This window comes from Terrabacter sp. Soil811 (assembly GCF_001429655.1).
In the GTDB taxonomy this organism is placed as follows: Bacteria; Actinomycetota; Actinomycetes; order Actinomycetales; family Dermatophilaceae; genus Terrabacter.
Genome location: NZ_LMSX01000001.1, coordinates 396,950 through 410,706 on the forward strand (window position 1 = coordinate 396,950; position 13,757 = coordinate 410,706).

General features: G+C 74.0%; 12 protein-coding genes. 3 read left to right on the forward strand and 9 right to left on the reverse strand.

Annotated features, from left to right (window positions below):
- The 5 genes from ASH01_RS01790 to ASH01_RS01810 form a co-directional block, all read right to left on the reverse strand.
- On the reverse strand, window positions 1-1,392 hold the full coding sequence (locus ASH01_RS01790) for a mycothione reductase (protein WP_056770618.1): 1,392 nt from the start codon (window positions 1,390-1,392) through the stop codon (window positions 1-3).
- 95 nt (window positions 1,393-1,487) lie between these two features.
- Entirely contained in the window at window positions 1,488-2,636 is a 1,149-nt protein-coding gene (locus ASH01_RS01795; RefSeq protein WP_082619342.1) for an SIS domain-containing protein, read from the reverse strand.
- 5 nt (window positions 2,637-2,641) lie between these two features.
- Entirely contained in the window at window positions 2,642-2,887 is a 246-nt protein-coding gene (locus ASH01_RS01800; RefSeq protein WP_056770621.1) for a Trm112 family protein, read from the reverse strand.
- Entirely contained in the window at window positions 2,884-4,374 is a 1,491-nt protein-coding gene (locus ASH01_RS01805) for a phosphomannomutase/phosphoglucomutase (RefSeq protein WP_056770624.1), read from the reverse strand. Before ASH01_RS01805 ends, ASH01_RS01800 begins: the two co-directional genes overlap by 4 nt.
- A gap of 8 nt (window positions 4,375-4,382) precedes the next feature.
- The gene (locus ASH01_RS01810; RefSeq protein WP_056770627.1) at window positions 4,383-4,775 is read right to left on the reverse strand and encodes a DUF3499 domain-containing protein; all 393 of its coding nucleotides are present in this window, start codon (window positions 4,773-4,775) and stop codon (window positions 4,383-4,385) included.
- A gap of 128 nt (window positions 4,776-4,903) precedes the next feature.
- On the opposite strand from ASH01_RS01810, the gene ASH01_RS01815 reads away from it, so the two are divergent.
- Entirely contained in the window at window positions 4,904-5,338 is a 435-nt protein-coding gene (locus ASH01_RS01815) for a metallopeptidase family protein (protein WP_081633808.1), read from the forward strand.
- 31 nt (window positions 5,339-5,369) lie between these two features.
- Here ASH01_RS01815 and ASH01_RS01820 read toward each other — a convergent pair whose 3' ends face one another.
- The 3 genes from ASH01_RS01820 to ASH01_RS01830 form a co-directional block, all read right to left on the reverse strand.
- Window positions 5,370-6,839 (reverse strand): DUF5719 family protein, encoded by a 1,470-nt coding sequence (locus tag ASH01_RS01820; protein ID WP_056770630.1) that lies wholly within the window; start codon window positions 6,837-6,839, stop codon window positions 5,370-5,372.
- Window positions 6,836-9,964: a glycosyltransferase family 2 protein gene (locus ASH01_RS01825; protein WP_235509500.1), complete on the reverse strand. Its 3,129-nt coding sequence runs from the start codon at window positions 9,962-9,964 to the stop codon at window positions 6,836-6,838. Before ASH01_RS01825 ends, ASH01_RS01820 begins: the two co-directional genes overlap by 4 nt.
- A 178-nt stretch (window positions 9,965-10,142) precedes the next feature.
- On the reverse strand, window positions 10,143-10,409 hold the full coding sequence (locus ASH01_RS01830) for a WhiB family transcriptional regulator (RefSeq protein ID WP_020143018.1): 267 nt from the start codon (window positions 10,407-10,409) through the stop codon (window positions 10,143-10,145).
- A 244-nt stretch (window positions 10,410-10,653) separates the two neighbouring features.
- On the opposite strand from ASH01_RS01830, the gene cofD reads away from it, so the two are divergent.
- Both cofD and ASH01_RS01840 read left to right on the forward strand, forming a co-directional pair.
- Complete coding sequence (cofD, locus tag ASH01_RS01835; protein WP_056770635.1) at window positions 10,654-11,658, forward strand: 2-phospho-L-lactate transferase; 1,005 nt, start codon at window positions 10,654-10,656, stop codon at window positions 11,656-11,658.
- Complete coding sequence (locus ASH01_RS01840; protein WP_056770640.1) at window positions 11,655-12,713, forward strand: coenzyme F420-0:L-glutamate ligase; 1,059 nt, start codon at window positions 11,655-11,657, stop codon at window positions 12,711-12,713. The genes cofD and ASH01_RS01840 overlap by 4 nt, the downstream gene beginning before the upstream one ends.
- A 34-nt stretch (window positions 12,714-12,747) precedes the next feature.
- Here ASH01_RS01840 and ASH01_RS01845 read toward each other — a convergent pair whose 3' ends face one another.
- Window positions 12,748-13,719 carry a zinc-binding dehydrogenase gene (locus tag ASH01_RS01845; RefSeq protein ID WP_056770642.1) on the reverse strand — a complete coding sequence of 324 codons (972 nt, stop codon included), beginning with the start codon at window positions 13,717-13,719 and terminating at the stop codon, window positions 12,748-12,750.
- Window positions 13,720-13,757 lie beyond the last annotated feature (38 nt).

Sequence of the window (13,757 nt, forward strand, 5' to 3'; positions counted from 1 at the left end):
TCAGGCCGGGTCGTCGAGCTTCAGCCCGAGCAGCGCGTTCTCGACGACCTCCGCGAGAGCCGGGTGGATCCAGTACTGCCCGCGGGCGAGGTCGTGGACGGTCGTGCCGAACGCCATCCCCTGCACCAGCGGCTGGATGAGGGAGGTCGCCTGCGGACCCATGAGGTGGGCTCCGAGCAGGAGACCCGTCGTGGGGTCCGCCACGAGCTTGCAGATGCCCGTCGTGTCCTCCATGGCCCAGCCGTATGCCGTGTCGCCGTAGGCCTGGACGTACGCCGTGTGCGCGCGGCCCTGCTCGACGCACTCCTGCTCGGTCAGGCCGACCGTGGCGATCTGCGGGTGGCTGAAGACGCCGGACGGCACGTTCTCGTGCGGCAGGACGCGCAGGTCGTCGGGGTGCACGAGGTTGTGCGCGATGGTCCGGGCCTCGGCGTTCGCCAGGTGCTTGAGCTGGTGCGGCGCGCTGATGTCGCCGAGGGCCCAGACACCCGCGGCGCTCGTGCGGCCGTAGGCGTCGACCTCGATGCGCGCGTCGTCGAGCAGCCGCAGGCCCCCGGCTTCGACGCCGAGGTCGGCGCTGTTGGGCCGGCGACCGGTGGCGACGAGCAGCAGGTCGGCGTCGACGGCCGTGTCGTCGTCGAGGCGCAGGCGTACGCCCGCCCCCCCGACGCCGGTCTCGACGGCCGTGACCGCCGTCTCGGTGCGCACGTCCCACTGCTCGCGGGCCAGGTCGGTGAAACGCCGTGCGATGTCGGTGTCGAGGTGGCGCAGCAGCAGCGACGACCGGACGACGACCGTCACCTTCACGCCGAACGAGGCGAAGACGTGGGCCATCTCGGCCGCGATGAAACCGCCGCCGATGATCGCGAGCCGCTCGGGCAGCGCGTCGAGGCGCATGATCGTGTCGGAGGTGTGGAACGGCACGCCCGACTCGGTGACGACGTCGGGCACGACCGGGTGGGCGCCGGCGGCCACGACGACCTGGTCGGCCGTCACCGTCTCCTCGCGGCCGTCGCCGAGGTCGACCGTGAGCGTCCGGTCACCGGTGAAGCGCGCGTGCCCGAGGTAGGCCGTCGTGTTGGGTCCCTCGACGCGATAGCGCCGGCCACCGTCCGAGATGGGGTCGATGCGCCCGAAGACGCGGTCGCGGACGTCGGCCCAGCGCACACCTTCCAGCGTGGCGTCGACGCCGTAGCGGCCGGCCCCGCGCACGTCGCGCGCGAGGTCCGCGGCGTAGACGAACATCTTCGTCGGGATGCAGCCGACGTTGAGGCAGGTGCCGCCGAACGTCCCACCCTCGATGATCGCGACGCGCTTGTCGTCGAAGTCGGGGGTCACGAGCGAGTTGCCCGAGCCGCTGCCGATGATGGCCAGGTCGTAGTGCTCCGTCACCGTGGCAGCCTACGTGGGAGACCCGACCGACCCCGGACGGCATCCGTTCCGCACGCGGTCGGCACACGGCATACGCCCTCGGCGTGCCGGGCGGGTCAGGTGTCGCGGGCGCCCCGCAGCAGGCGCACGTGGGGCGAGGTGGCGGGGTCGAAGCCGAAGCCGAGGGCGAGGTAGGTCGCGGCGAAGTCGGTCAGGGCGACGTGGTGCGCGAGGCGCAGCAGGGGGTCGGCCGCCGGGGCGTCGACGAGCGAGACGCGCACGCCCGCGTCCTCGGCCACGGACACGACGGTCTCGGCAAGGCTGTGCGGCTCACCCGGCGAGGTGTCCCGCAGCATGATGAGCCGCAGCGGTGGCCGCGTCGGGCCGTCGAGGAACGGGTCGGCGAAGATGTCGTCGCTCCCGCCGCCACCGGACTGGCCCGGCGCGAGGGGTCCGTCGAAGCACGCGACGATCTGGCTCGCGGCGTCGGGCAGGGCGCCGTGCGCGACGGGCACGCGGCCCGTGCGACCGAACATCGCGGCCGCCCGGCGGGCCGTGACGTCCCCGAAGCGGCCCTCGCCGAGGACGATGGGCGTCGACTCGGCAAGCTCGGTCGCCAGCACCTTGGCGGGGTTGACGAAGGACTCGGACGACGGGCGCGCGTCGGTGGCCGTGCGGTCGAGCACGTCGGCGAGCTCGGCGAGCGTCTCGTGGCTGACGGACGCGATGCCCATGGCGTCGGCGGCGAGCAGCGCAGGAGTGGCCTGGGCCCACACCGACGTGCGGGAGGATGCCCCGCTGACCGCGATCGGGACGTGCACGCCGTGGGCCCGGGCACAGACCTCGGCCAGCGGCGAGTCGGCCGCCCCGACCGTGACGAGGAAGGCGCCACGCCGCGCCGCCTCGGCGGCGAGGGCGAGCGTGCCGGCCGCCCGACCGGACTGGGACACGGCGATGACGACGTCGAGGGCCCCCACCCAGCCGGGCAGCGATCCCGAACAGCAGCTCTGGACCGGCAGGGCCGACGCGCCGCGGGACACGGCCTCGAAGAGGTCGGCCACGGCGACGGACCCGCCGGCGGCCGCGACGACGACCCCACGGGGTTCGACGTCACGGAGCCGGTCGAGGCCGGCCTCGGTCGAGGCCGCGACCGTGCGCCGCACCTGGGCACCCGCGCCCGCCAGGGCGCGCAACGTGTCGCTGGAGTCGAGAGCGGCCAGGGCGCCCTCGTCGTCGAGGCGGGCTTCGTCGAACACGGCGCCCACGGGTCTCAGCCGTCGGTGCGGCGGGCGAGGTCGACGAGCAGGACGGGGACGCCGCCCTCGACGGGGTAGGCGAGGTGGCACGTGTCGCAGCGCAGCTCGGCGGTCTCGGCGGTCTCGCCGGTCGCGGCTGTCTCACTCGTGCCGGCGTGCTCACCCGCGGTGTGCACGGCGTCGACGAGCTCGCCCTTGCACTGCGGGCACCGGAGGATGCCGCGCAGCCACGGCTCGATCGTCTGCTGGCTCTGGCTCACGAAGCGTCTCCTGCGTCCTGGGCGGGGGTGGACCCGGTCTCGTCGCTCACGGTGGCACCCGACCGGATGAGGGCGAGCAGCTCGTCGCGCACGTCCTGCATCGTCTCACGGTCGGCGGCCTCGACGTTGAGCCGCAGGAGGGGCTCGGTGTTGGAGGCGCGCACGTTGAACCACCACATCGGGGCGTCGCCCTCGGGGCTCGCGACGGTGAGCCCGTCGAGCTCGTCGGTGCCGGCGCCGCGCACCTGGGCCCAGGCCCGCACCTGCTCGACGACGGCGGCCTGGTCGGTCACCGTCGAGTTGATCTCGCCGGATGCGACGTAGCGCTCGTACTCGTCACAGAGGTCGGACAGCGGGCCGTCCTGCTCGCCGAGGGCGGCGAGCACGTGCATGGCGGCGAGCATGCCGGTGTCGGCGTACCAGAAGTCGCGGAAGTAGTAGTGAGCCGAGTGCTCGCCGCCGAAGACGGCTCCGGCGCGGGCCATCTCGGCCTTGATGAACGAGTGGCCGACGCGGGTGCGCACAGGCGTCGCCTCGTGCTCGAGCACGATCTCGCGCACCGCGGCGCTCGAGATGACGTTGTGCACGATGGACACCTCGGTGTCGCCGCCCTCGCGGGCGCGGAGGATCTCGCGGACCGCGACGAGCCCGGTGACGGCGCTGGGCGAGACGGGCTCGCCGTCGGCGTCGACGACGAAGCAGCGGTCGGCGTCACCGTCGAAGGCGAGGCCGATGTCGGCACCGTGCTGACGCACGGCGGCCTGGAGGTCGACGAGGTTGGCCGGGTCGAGGGGGTTGGCCTCGTGGTTCGGGAAGGTGCCGTCGAGCTCGAAGTAGAGCGGGACGATCTCGAGCGGCAGCTCGGGCAGGCCGGCGCCCGTGCCGAGCACGGCCGGCACCGTGTGGCCGCCCATGCCGTTGCCGGCGTCGACGACGACCTTGAGCGGGCGCGAACCGGACAGGTCGACGAGGCCGCGCAGGAAGGCGGCGTAGTCACCGAGCAGATCGCGCGTCGTCACCGAGCCGGGACCCCCGGCCGGGTGAGCGAGGCCGGTCCCACCGTCGAGCAGCCACTGGGCGAGGTCGCGGATCTCGGCGAGTCCCGAGTCCTGGCCCACGGGGCGGGCCGCCGACCGGCACAGCTTGATGCCGTTGTACTGGGCCGGGTTGTGGCTCGCCGTGAACATGGCGCCGGGGAGGTCGAGGGCGCCGCTGGCGTAGTAGAGGCCGTCGGTCGAGCAGAGCCCGATGACGGTCACGTCGACGCCGCGCGAGGTCACACCGGCGGCGAAGGCCGCGGAGAGCTCCGGCGAGCTGGGGCGCATGTCGTGGCCGATGACGACACCGCTGGCCCCGTCCGGGACGGCGACGACCTCGGCGAACGCGGCGCCGAGGGCGTGGGCCACGTCGGGTGAGAGCTGGTCGGGCACGATTCCACGTACGTCGTAGGCCTTGACGAAGTCTGCGAGGTGGGGCACGCCGAACACCCTAGTGGTCAGGAGTCCTTGAGGATGCGCAGGTGTCCGCGGCGGCCGGACTCGACGGCGCCGGACTCGGCCTCCGCGGTGGCCTGGCCCCGTGACGTCGTGCGGGTCTCTCCGGGGCGGCTCGTGCGCGGGCGGCCGGCCTCGCGGACGGCGTCGGCCAGGGCGAGGAGGTCGTCGGCGGCCAGGGCCGGCTCGGGGAAGTCTCCACCCACACGCACGACCTCCCAGCCACGGGGAGCGGTCATCCGCTCGGCGTGCTCGAGGCACAGGTCGTAGGTGTGCGGCTCCGCGTAGGTCGCGAGCGGGCCCACGACGACCGCACGGTCGGCGTATGCGTACGTCAGGGTCGCGACGGCAGGACGGGCGCATCCCGTCTTCGAGCAACCACGTGTCAGACCCACGATCCGGGACTCTAGTCCGCCCTCCCGAAGAGGACGAATCACCACGCCGTCCGAGCACGAGATCACCGAGGGCGTATGCCGCCGGGTGGCGTCCGTGCGCGAGGTGACGGTCGATCTAGAGTGGAGACGTGGACACCGCCTCACCCCGCACGCCCGGGCGCCGTCGTCGGCGTGACCGGCACGGACGTGGCCGCCGGGGGCCTCTGGCCTGGCCGCCGGTCCCCGCCATGACCTCGCGCCGCGACGAGTTCGACGACTTCGTCCTCGACGCCGCGGCCCGGCTCGAGGCGACGTGCGGGCGTGCCTTTCCCGCAGTGGAGTTCGCCGTCGAGGACGTGCCCCGCGGACCTGCTCCGTGGGACCACCGCGAGGTGCCGCTCGGCCGGCTCTACCCGGCGACGAGCGCGCGTCCGGCGCGGATCGTCGTCTATCGTCGGCCCGTCGAGACGCGCGTCACCGACCGGCGAGACGTCGCTGCCCTCGTGGCCGACATCGTGACGGAGCAGGTCGCCGGGCTGCTCGGGGTCGCTCCCGAGGAGCTCGACCCCGGCTTCGGCGAGTGACCCGCCGACACCGGGCCGGGCGGGGCCGTCGCTAGTTGCGCACCTGACGCACCGGCACCGACAGGGCCCGCACGGGCGCGTCACTGAGCGAGGCCACCGAGAAGAACGGCACTCCCCCGTCGATCCCTGCCACGGAGACGGCGCCTCGCAGTGTCCCCTTCGTCGGCACGACCCACGCGCCCTTCGCGTCCTTGGCGTCGACGGCCACGGTCGAGTCGGCCGGCACGTCGACGGTGGACACTTGGGCGCTGTCGCCGGAGCCGAGCCGCACCTGAGCCGTCGCGGGAGCCGAACCTGCTGTGAGAAGAAGGCGTTTCGTGGTGCCGTCGAGTCCGGGCAGCAGGACTCCGGCGACTCCCCGGAGGGCCGGGGTCGCGGGCGTCCAGGCGAAGTCGCCCATCTGGTCCCCGGTCGTCGCCCGGCGCTCGGTCCAGGCCGCAGCCACGAGCGGCTGGTCGGACCGGACACCGACACCCATGGCAGCCGGGTTGGACGGGATCGCCACGTCGAGCGTCGAGCCCGCCGGCACGCGTACGGCCCGGAGGTCCTCCGGCTGAACCGCCCCCTTGTCGGTGAGCAGTCGCACCTGGGCCAGGGCCTCGGTGCTGCCGGGGTTGGCCAGGCGCAGCGAGACGCCGCCGCCGGTCTCGACACCGGGCACGACGAGGTCGGTGCTCGGCGAGGCGGCGCGGGTCGCGTCGTCGATGCCGCGGCCGGTGGCACCGAGGATCCACTGCTCGTCGAGCACGGCCGACACGACGCCACCGGTGGCGGTGACGTGGACGACCGGACCGGCCTCGTCGGGCGCGAGGGCGTCGAGCGAGACGACCTCCCGCGAGAGAGGCGGGATGGAGATGCTGCGCGCGCCGGCCGCGTCGACGGGCCCCACTCGCCCCAGGACCTCGAGGGAGACGGACACGGCGTTGGCTCCGGGGTTGCTGACGATGACGCGCTCGGTGCGCGAGGGCCCCCCACCGCCACCGACGAGCCAGACGTCGGACGACGGCAGCTGGCAGGGGGTCACGGTCAGACCGCGGTCGTCGTCACCGCCGTGGCGCCACACCTGGGTGGCCACGAGCCCCGGGGCGAAGGCGCCCCGCGCCCTCGCGATGACGACGTCGGGGGCGGCGGTGCCGGCCGAGACCTCCGTTCCCCGGTCTGAGCTCTGGGCGAGCCCGGTGGACGACGACCCGCCGAGCAGCGCCACGGTGCCGGAGCCGCCCGCCGGCGCACCGGCGACGACACCCTGGTCGGGAGTGGCCGCCGCGACGGTGACGGTGCCCTCGACGTCCCTCAGCCCCGTGGCTCCGAGTCGCTGCTGGCCTGGGCACACGAGGGAGGACTCGTCGAGCAGGACGGTGGAGGACTCGGGCAGGCCGGCCTGCCCGCCCGGGGTCGCGAGCTGCACGGAGCCGCTCACCCGGGTCGCTCCGACCGCGAGTCCCGCGGCGACGAGCGCCACGGCACCCGCCCGGACCATTCCGGGCACGTTCGTCGTCATGTGCGCCTCCTCGAGCGTCGGTTGCCGAAGGGCACGGCCATGAACACCACGAAGCCGAGCAGCAGACCCTGGCCGAGCCGCCACCACGGCTGTGCTGCAGCGAGATCGATCTCGAGCTCCCCGGCGGTGGGGGGCACGGCATACGTGGGCTGGGCGGCCCCGGCCACCGGTAGGAGCTCTCGGCCGTCGAAGGTCACGAGCGCCTGCTGCGACCACTCGGCGGGCTCGGCCAGGACGACGAAGCGTGCAGCTTTCCCGGCCGGAAGCATCGTGTCGACCGCGGCGTGCGGTCCCGACGTGGGCACGACCCGCAGCAGCGCTCCGTCGGCGTCGACGAGGCGGGCCCGGGACGGAGCGGTCGCAGCGACCCCGCCGTCGGCGGCCGGCAGCGGCTGCACCTTCCAGAGGATGCCGCGCTCGCTCGTGCCGAGACGGCTCAGACCCTCGGAGGAGTCGAGGCGGCGGGCGAGCGCGGAGTCGGCCGTCGCCCGCACCTGCACGAAGCCGACGCCGAGGCGGGCCAGGGCGGTGGAGTCGAGGGAGTCGGCCCCGCGGCCGCCCACGAGGTTGGCCACGGCATCGACGAGCGGCGCGTCATCGGCGTCGGGGGTGCGGTCGAGGTCACGCAGCAGCTCGCCCGGCTCCTGACCGGCGAGGACGAAGTCCACGACGTCGTCGGACGGGCGCAGGAGCAGCAGGCGGTTGCCGAGCGGGCCGCTGCCCTGCTCGATCGCGACGGCGGGGAGGGTGGCCTGCCCCACCGAGAGCGTGTGGCCGATTCCTTGGACGCCCCAGGAGGCGGCGCTTGCCAGGACCGGGACGACGGCGAGCGCCGCGGCGGCGACGGCTGCGGCGAACCCCCAGCGACGACCCGGACGGGCCAGCGACTCGAGCACGGGCCTGCTGCCCGCCAGCACCCCGACGAGCAGGCCGGCCAGCCAGAGCTGCACGCCGACGCCCGCCCAGAGGTGTGCCGTGGCGGACTGTCCGACCCCGGTCTCGGCCGAGCCGAGGACGACCCGCCCGGACAATAGGGCGGCGGCGAGCCCGAGCAGCGCGAGCACCCCACCGACGACCAGACCGACGGACTCGGCGCGGCTGCGTCCCCGCGTCGCGAGTCCGAGGACCCCGAGCACGACGAGCGGCGCACCGAGCCACACGGCCCAGCTGGTCGCCCCCGGCTCGCCGAGGACGTGCGCGAGCACCTCCGACGGGCCGCGGTCGTCGACGGTCGTGACGAGGCCGGGACCGGAGAGGAGCAGCCGTGCGTCCTCGACGAACTGGGCCACCCACGGTCCGAGGAGCGCGGTGGGCACGACGAGCAGGACGAGAGCACGGGCCCGGCGCAGGCCCGGGCCGAGGACGAGGACCAGCAGGGCCGCGACGACCGAGAGCGCGAGCAGCGGCGGCGCGAAGGCCCCGACCACCGCCGTCGCGAGCGCCGTCGCGAAGGAGGCGGTGAAGGTGCCGTCGCGGCGGGCCGCGAGGCAGAAGCCGGCGAGGACGAAGGGCAGCAGGACGTGGACGACGGCCACGCCGACCCGGCCCTGCGCGATGCCGGTCGCGGCGACGCCGGCCGTGCCCCAGGCCAGGGCACCCAGCGCCCGGGCGACCCGCGAGGAGGTGACGACGCGTCCGGCGAGGTAGGCCGACCACGTCGCGAGCACCGGTGTGAGGAAGAGCAGCCAGGCGATGGTCACCCCGGCGCTCGACCGGCTCTCGGCGACGCCGGGGACCCGCTCGGCGAGCCACGTCAGGGCGGAGAGCACGGCGAGATGGGGGCCGGACTCGGCGCCGGTGCCGAGTCCCGCGCCGTGCCAGGCGTCGCGGAACGCGTGCCACAGGCCAGAGGCGTCGGTCGACATGGGTCGCAGCTCGCCGCCGGCCACGCCTGCGTTCGTGGGTGAGAGCGCCCCGGCCCGGATGGCGTCGCGCCAGGCGGCCGTCGTCGCGACGAGCACGGCGAGGACGGCGAGGAACCCGGGGTGCGAGACGATGCGACGCGGCAGCGATGCCGGCAGGTGGTCGAGCGACTCGGAGTCGTCGGCGACGGGGCCGGTCTCGGTGGTGAGGGCCGCCTCGCGCCGCGCGCGGCTGCGCTCGGGGGTGATGGCGTCCTGGATGTGGTCGATGGTGGTGCGGGCGGCCACGGCCGGTGCGACGAAGAGCGTGCCGAGGTGGTCCCGACGCAACCGCTTGGTCCGGCGTCCACGCCAGCGGGCGCCGAGGGTCGCGAACGGGTGGAGCAGCGCGCTGACGTCGGTCAGCTCGCGCCAGGCCTGCCTCGGGCGCTTGGCCACGAGCAGGGTCACGGACGACACGAGGGCGGACAGCGCCATCCAGACGGCGAGGAACGGTGCGGCCAGCGGCGAGCAGCGGGCCAGCGTGACCTGTCGGGCGGCCCGGCGCCCGCGGCGTTCGAGCTCACGTGGCCTGGGGACACCCGGGCGCTCACCGTCGATGCCGGCGGAGGCGTCGCGCACGACCGCACCCGGCACGACGATGACGCGGTGGCCGGCGAGCTGCGCCCGCCAGCCGAGGTCGAGATCGGCTCCATGCTCGACGAACGCGGGGTCGAAGCCACCGATGTCGTCGTAGGCGGAGCGTCGCACGAGCATGCCGCTCGTGCTCACCGCGAGGACGTCCGCGCGGTGGTCGTACTGGCCCTGGTCGGCCTCCCCGCGGGCGGGCGAGGCCAGGCGGCGGCCCGTGCGGGTGATCTGGATGCCCATCTCGACGAGGCGTCGCGGGTCGTCCCAGTCGACGATCTTGGGCCCTGCCACCCCGACGGACTTCGAGCGGAGCCCGGCCTGGAGCAGCTGGGCGAGCGCGTTGGCACGCGGCACGGTGTCGTCGTGGAGCACCCACACCCAGCTCGTGGACGCGTCGGCGCCGACGGGGAGCGCCGCCACACCGGCGTCGATGGCGCGACCGATCGGCACGCGGCCGTCGAGACGCACGATCTCGACGGAGGGGATCGCCCGACGCACGCCGGTGTGGGCGCGCGCGATGGCGTTCGACGTGTCGCTGCTCGCGACGTCGACGATGACGAGCCGCGCTGGCGGCAGTGTCTGGGCGGCCAGGCCGTCGAGACACTGCGCCAGCCACGCAGCTCCGTTGTGCACGACGACGATCGCGTCGACCGTTCCGTTCGGTCGCTGCCCGGTGGAGGGAGGGGCGGACAACGACACGGACGACGCACTCCCCGCGCCAGCGGGGGTGCTCAGGTCTTCGGCGAGCTCGTCGGGCACAGCGGCTACCTGCACCCGGACACCAGCGAGGTGCCGGGCTGGAACCTCACGATCAGACCGCGCGCTTCTTCAGCTTGCGGCGCTCTCGCTCGGACAGTCCGCCCCAGATGCCGAATCTCTCGTCATTGGACAGGGCGTACTCGAGGCACTCGGATCGCACCTCGCATCCCACGCAGACCTTCTTGGCCTCGCGGGTGGAGCCGCCCTTCTCAGGGAAGAACGCCTCCGGGTCGGTCTGGGCGCAGAGCGAACGCTCCTGCCAGGAGAGCTCACCCTCCTGCTCGCCCGTGTCCGACCAAACCACCATCAACTCGTGCATGACCCCTCCTCGACCCTGACTGCACTTTGTGTCAGCACTGTCGCACCGAGCGGCACCGTTCTCCGGAGGTTCCGGACAAATGCGTCCAAGATTCCCAGCGATCCAACCCCGACCGAATACAACAATGAAATTACATGCGTGTCATATGCCCTACGTCAAGCCCGTTGGTGATATTCGCAGGTTCGAAATGTCCGGGCCGACCCCGCACGACGGGACGGGGGCAGACTGCTGAGAGGATCGGCGCATGCGCATCACCGCCCTGGCCGGAGGAGTCGGCGGCGCCCGGTTCCTCCGGGGCCTGCTCCACCACGCCCGACAGACCTACCCACTGGTCGCCGATCCCGACCGCCCCGATCCGCTCGAGCTGACGGTCATCGGCAACACCGGCGACGACATCACGCTCTTCGGCCTGCGGGTGTGCCCCGACATCGACACGCTGCTCTACACCCTGGGCGGAGGCATCCACGAGGGGCAGGGCTGGGGGCGCGCCGACGAGTCGCACCACCTCGCCGAGGAGCTCGCCGCGCTCGGCGCCGAGCCACAGTGGTTCACCTTGGGAGACAGGGACTTCGGCACCCACGTCTACCGCTCACAGCTGCTCGGCCAGGGTATGCCGCTGAGCGGCGTCGTCGAGCGGCTCTCCGAACGCTGGGGGCTCGGTGAGCTCGGCGTACGCCTCCTGCCGATGACCGACACCCCCGTCGAGACGCACGTCGTCGTCGAGCAGGACGGCGAGCAGCGGGCGATCCACTTCCAGGAGTGGTGGGTGCGCCACCGCGCAGAGCTCGCAGCCGACCGGTTCGTCGTGGCCGGCCTCGACCGGGCCACGCCGGCTCCCGGCGTGCTCGACGCGATCCGCGAGGCCGACGTCGTCATCCTGCCGCCGAGCAACCCCGTCGTCTCGATCGGCATCATCCTCGGCGTCCCGGGTGTGCGTGACGCGCTGCGCGGCACCCGCGCGCCGGTCGTCGGGGTCTCCCCCCTCGTCGGGGGGCGCCCGGTGCGGGGCCACGCCGACGTGTGCCTGCGCACGATCGGGGTCGAGGAGTCGAGCGCCGGCGTCGCCGGGCTCTACGCCGACTTCCTCGACGGCTGGCTCGTCGACGAGGACGACCCCATGCCGGCACGCCGGGGTCTCGAGGTCCTGCGCCGCCCGCTGCTCATGAGCTCGGTCGAGGCGGCGGCCGACATGGCCGGGGCGGCCCTCGACCTCGGTCTGCGGCTGCGCACGGAGCGAGCCCGGGCGTGACCGCGCCGATCACGATCACCCCGCTCACCGGCATACCCGAGGTGCGCGAGGGGGACGACCTCGCCGATGTGCTCCAGGTCGGTCTCGACCACGCGGGCATCCGGCTCGCCGACGGCGACGTCGTCGTCGTCTCGAGCAAGATCGCGAGCAAGGCCCTCGGTCTCGTGACGCACGACCCCGACAAGGACCGCGTCGTGCACGGCGAGACCGAGTACGTCGTCGCCGAGCGTTCGGTGGGCGACCGCGTCACGCGGATCGTCCGCGCCAAGGCCGGGCCCATCATGGCGGCTGCGGGTGTCGACGGCTCCAACACGGGGGCGCGCGGCGGGTGGCTGCTGCTCCCCCACGACCCCGACGGCATCTGTGAGCAGGTCCATGACGCCCTCGTCGCGCGGCACGGCGTCCGGGTCGGGGTGGTCCTGAGCGACACCGCCGGACGTGCCTGGCGCGTCGGACAGGTCGACTTCGCCCTCGGCGCCCACGGGCTGCGCGTCCTCGACGACCTGCGCGGGGGCACCGACGCCGACGGCAAGCCGCTCGAGGTGACGACCCGCGCGGTCGCCGACGAGATCGCCGCCGCGGCAGACCTCGCGAAGGGCAAGGTGTCCGCCGTGCCCGCCGCCGTGCTGCGGGGGCTGCCGGGGATCCTCGTTGACGAGCCCCTCGAGTCCCACCCCCGGGGACGCGACCTCGTGCGCACCGGCCCCGGGGACTGGTTCGGCTACGGACGCGTCGAGGCCGTGCGTGCCGCTCTGGGCATCGAGCCGGGCAGCCCGGAGGCCGTTGCCGTGGGCATCGCCCCCGCCGGCACCGACACCCGCCTCGACGCGGTGTCCCGGGCGGTTCGCGCTGCGCTGCACGGCGTCGAGTCGGGCACCGCCGACGTGGGCCGGCTCTCGGTCACGCTCGGCGCCGAGAGCCCCTACGAGCTCGGACAGCTCGTCGCCCGGCTGCGGGCCGCGCTGTGGTGCGAGTGGCTGGTCGGCGAGGCCGGCTCGCCGTCGGCGGACGGCCTGTCGGCGGTCGTGCACGTCTCGGGCGCGCACGGGTCGTGACCTCCGGGGGCAGGGCGGGACGAACCCGCGGACGTCACCCGACGGTGAAGACGACCTTGCCGAAGACGTCGCCGTCGACCATCCGTGCGAAGCCGTCACGGGCCCGGGCGAGTGGCAGGACCGAGTCGACGACCGGCTCGATGCGTGCCTGCTCGACGAGGCGGGCCAGCTGCCCGAGCTCCTCGCGGGTGCCCATCGTCGAGCCGACGACGCGCAGCTGCTTGAAGAAGATCTTCGTCAGCTCGGCCTTCGCCGGGGCGTCGCCGGACGTCGCCCCGGAGATGACGATCGTCCCGCCGGGGCGGAGCGAGTTGACCGAGTGCGACCACGTCGCCGCGCCGACGGTCTCCATGACGGCGTCGACGCGGTCGGGCAGCCGCTCGCCCGAGCCGAAGACGCGGTCAGCGCCGATCTCGAGGGCCCGCTGACCCCGGGCTTCGTCGCGGGAGGTGGCCCACATCCGGTAGCCGGCGGCCGAGCCGAGCTGGATGAGCGCCGTGGCGACACCGCCACCGGCGCCCTGGACGAGCACCGTGCCGCCCGGCTGCACTCCGGAGTTGGTGAAGAGCATGCGATATGCCGTGAGCCACGCCGTCGAGAGGCAGGCAGCCGTCTCCCACGACATCGACGCCGGCTTCGGCACGACGTTGCCCTCGGGGACGAGGACCTTCTCGGCGAGGGTGCCGTCGTGCAGCTCTGACAGGAGGGTGCGTCGCGGGTCGAGGGTCTCGTCGCCGCGCCAGCCCTCCGAGGGGACGACGGCGTGGACGATGACCTCGTTTCCGTCGGCGTCGACCCCGGCGCCATCGCAGCCGAGGACCATCGGCAGCCGGTCCGCCGCGAGGCCGACGCCACGCAGCGACCACACGTCGTGGTGGTTGAGCGCGGCGGCGCGCAGGTCGACGACGGTCCAGCCCGGGCGGGCCTCCGGATCGGGGCGGTCCCCGACGACGAGACCGGAGAGCGGGTCGGAGGCGGACTGACCGGCGGCGTAGGCAGCGAGCATTCCAGCACCATAGTGACCGGAGGCCGAACGGCGCCCCG

Bases quoted from the DNA above. Each gene is read 5' to 3' on its own strand.
- cofD (WP_056770635.1), top strand. From the start codon at position 10,654: ATGCGCATCACCGCCCTGGCCGGAGGAGTCGGCGGCGCCCGGTTCCTC.
- ASH01_RS01845 (WP_056770642.1), bottom strand. From the start codon at position 13,719: ATGCTCGCTGCCTACGCCGCCGGTCAGTCCGCCTCCGACCCGCTCTCC.
- ASH01_RS01830 (WP_020143018.1), bottom strand. From the start codon at position 10,409: ATGCACGAGTTGATGGTGGTTTGGTCGGACACGGGCGAGCAGGAGGGT.
- ASH01_RS01820 (WP_056770630.1), bottom strand. From the start codon at position 6,839: ATGACGACGAACGTGCCCGGAATGGTCCGGGCGGGTGCCGTGGCGCTC.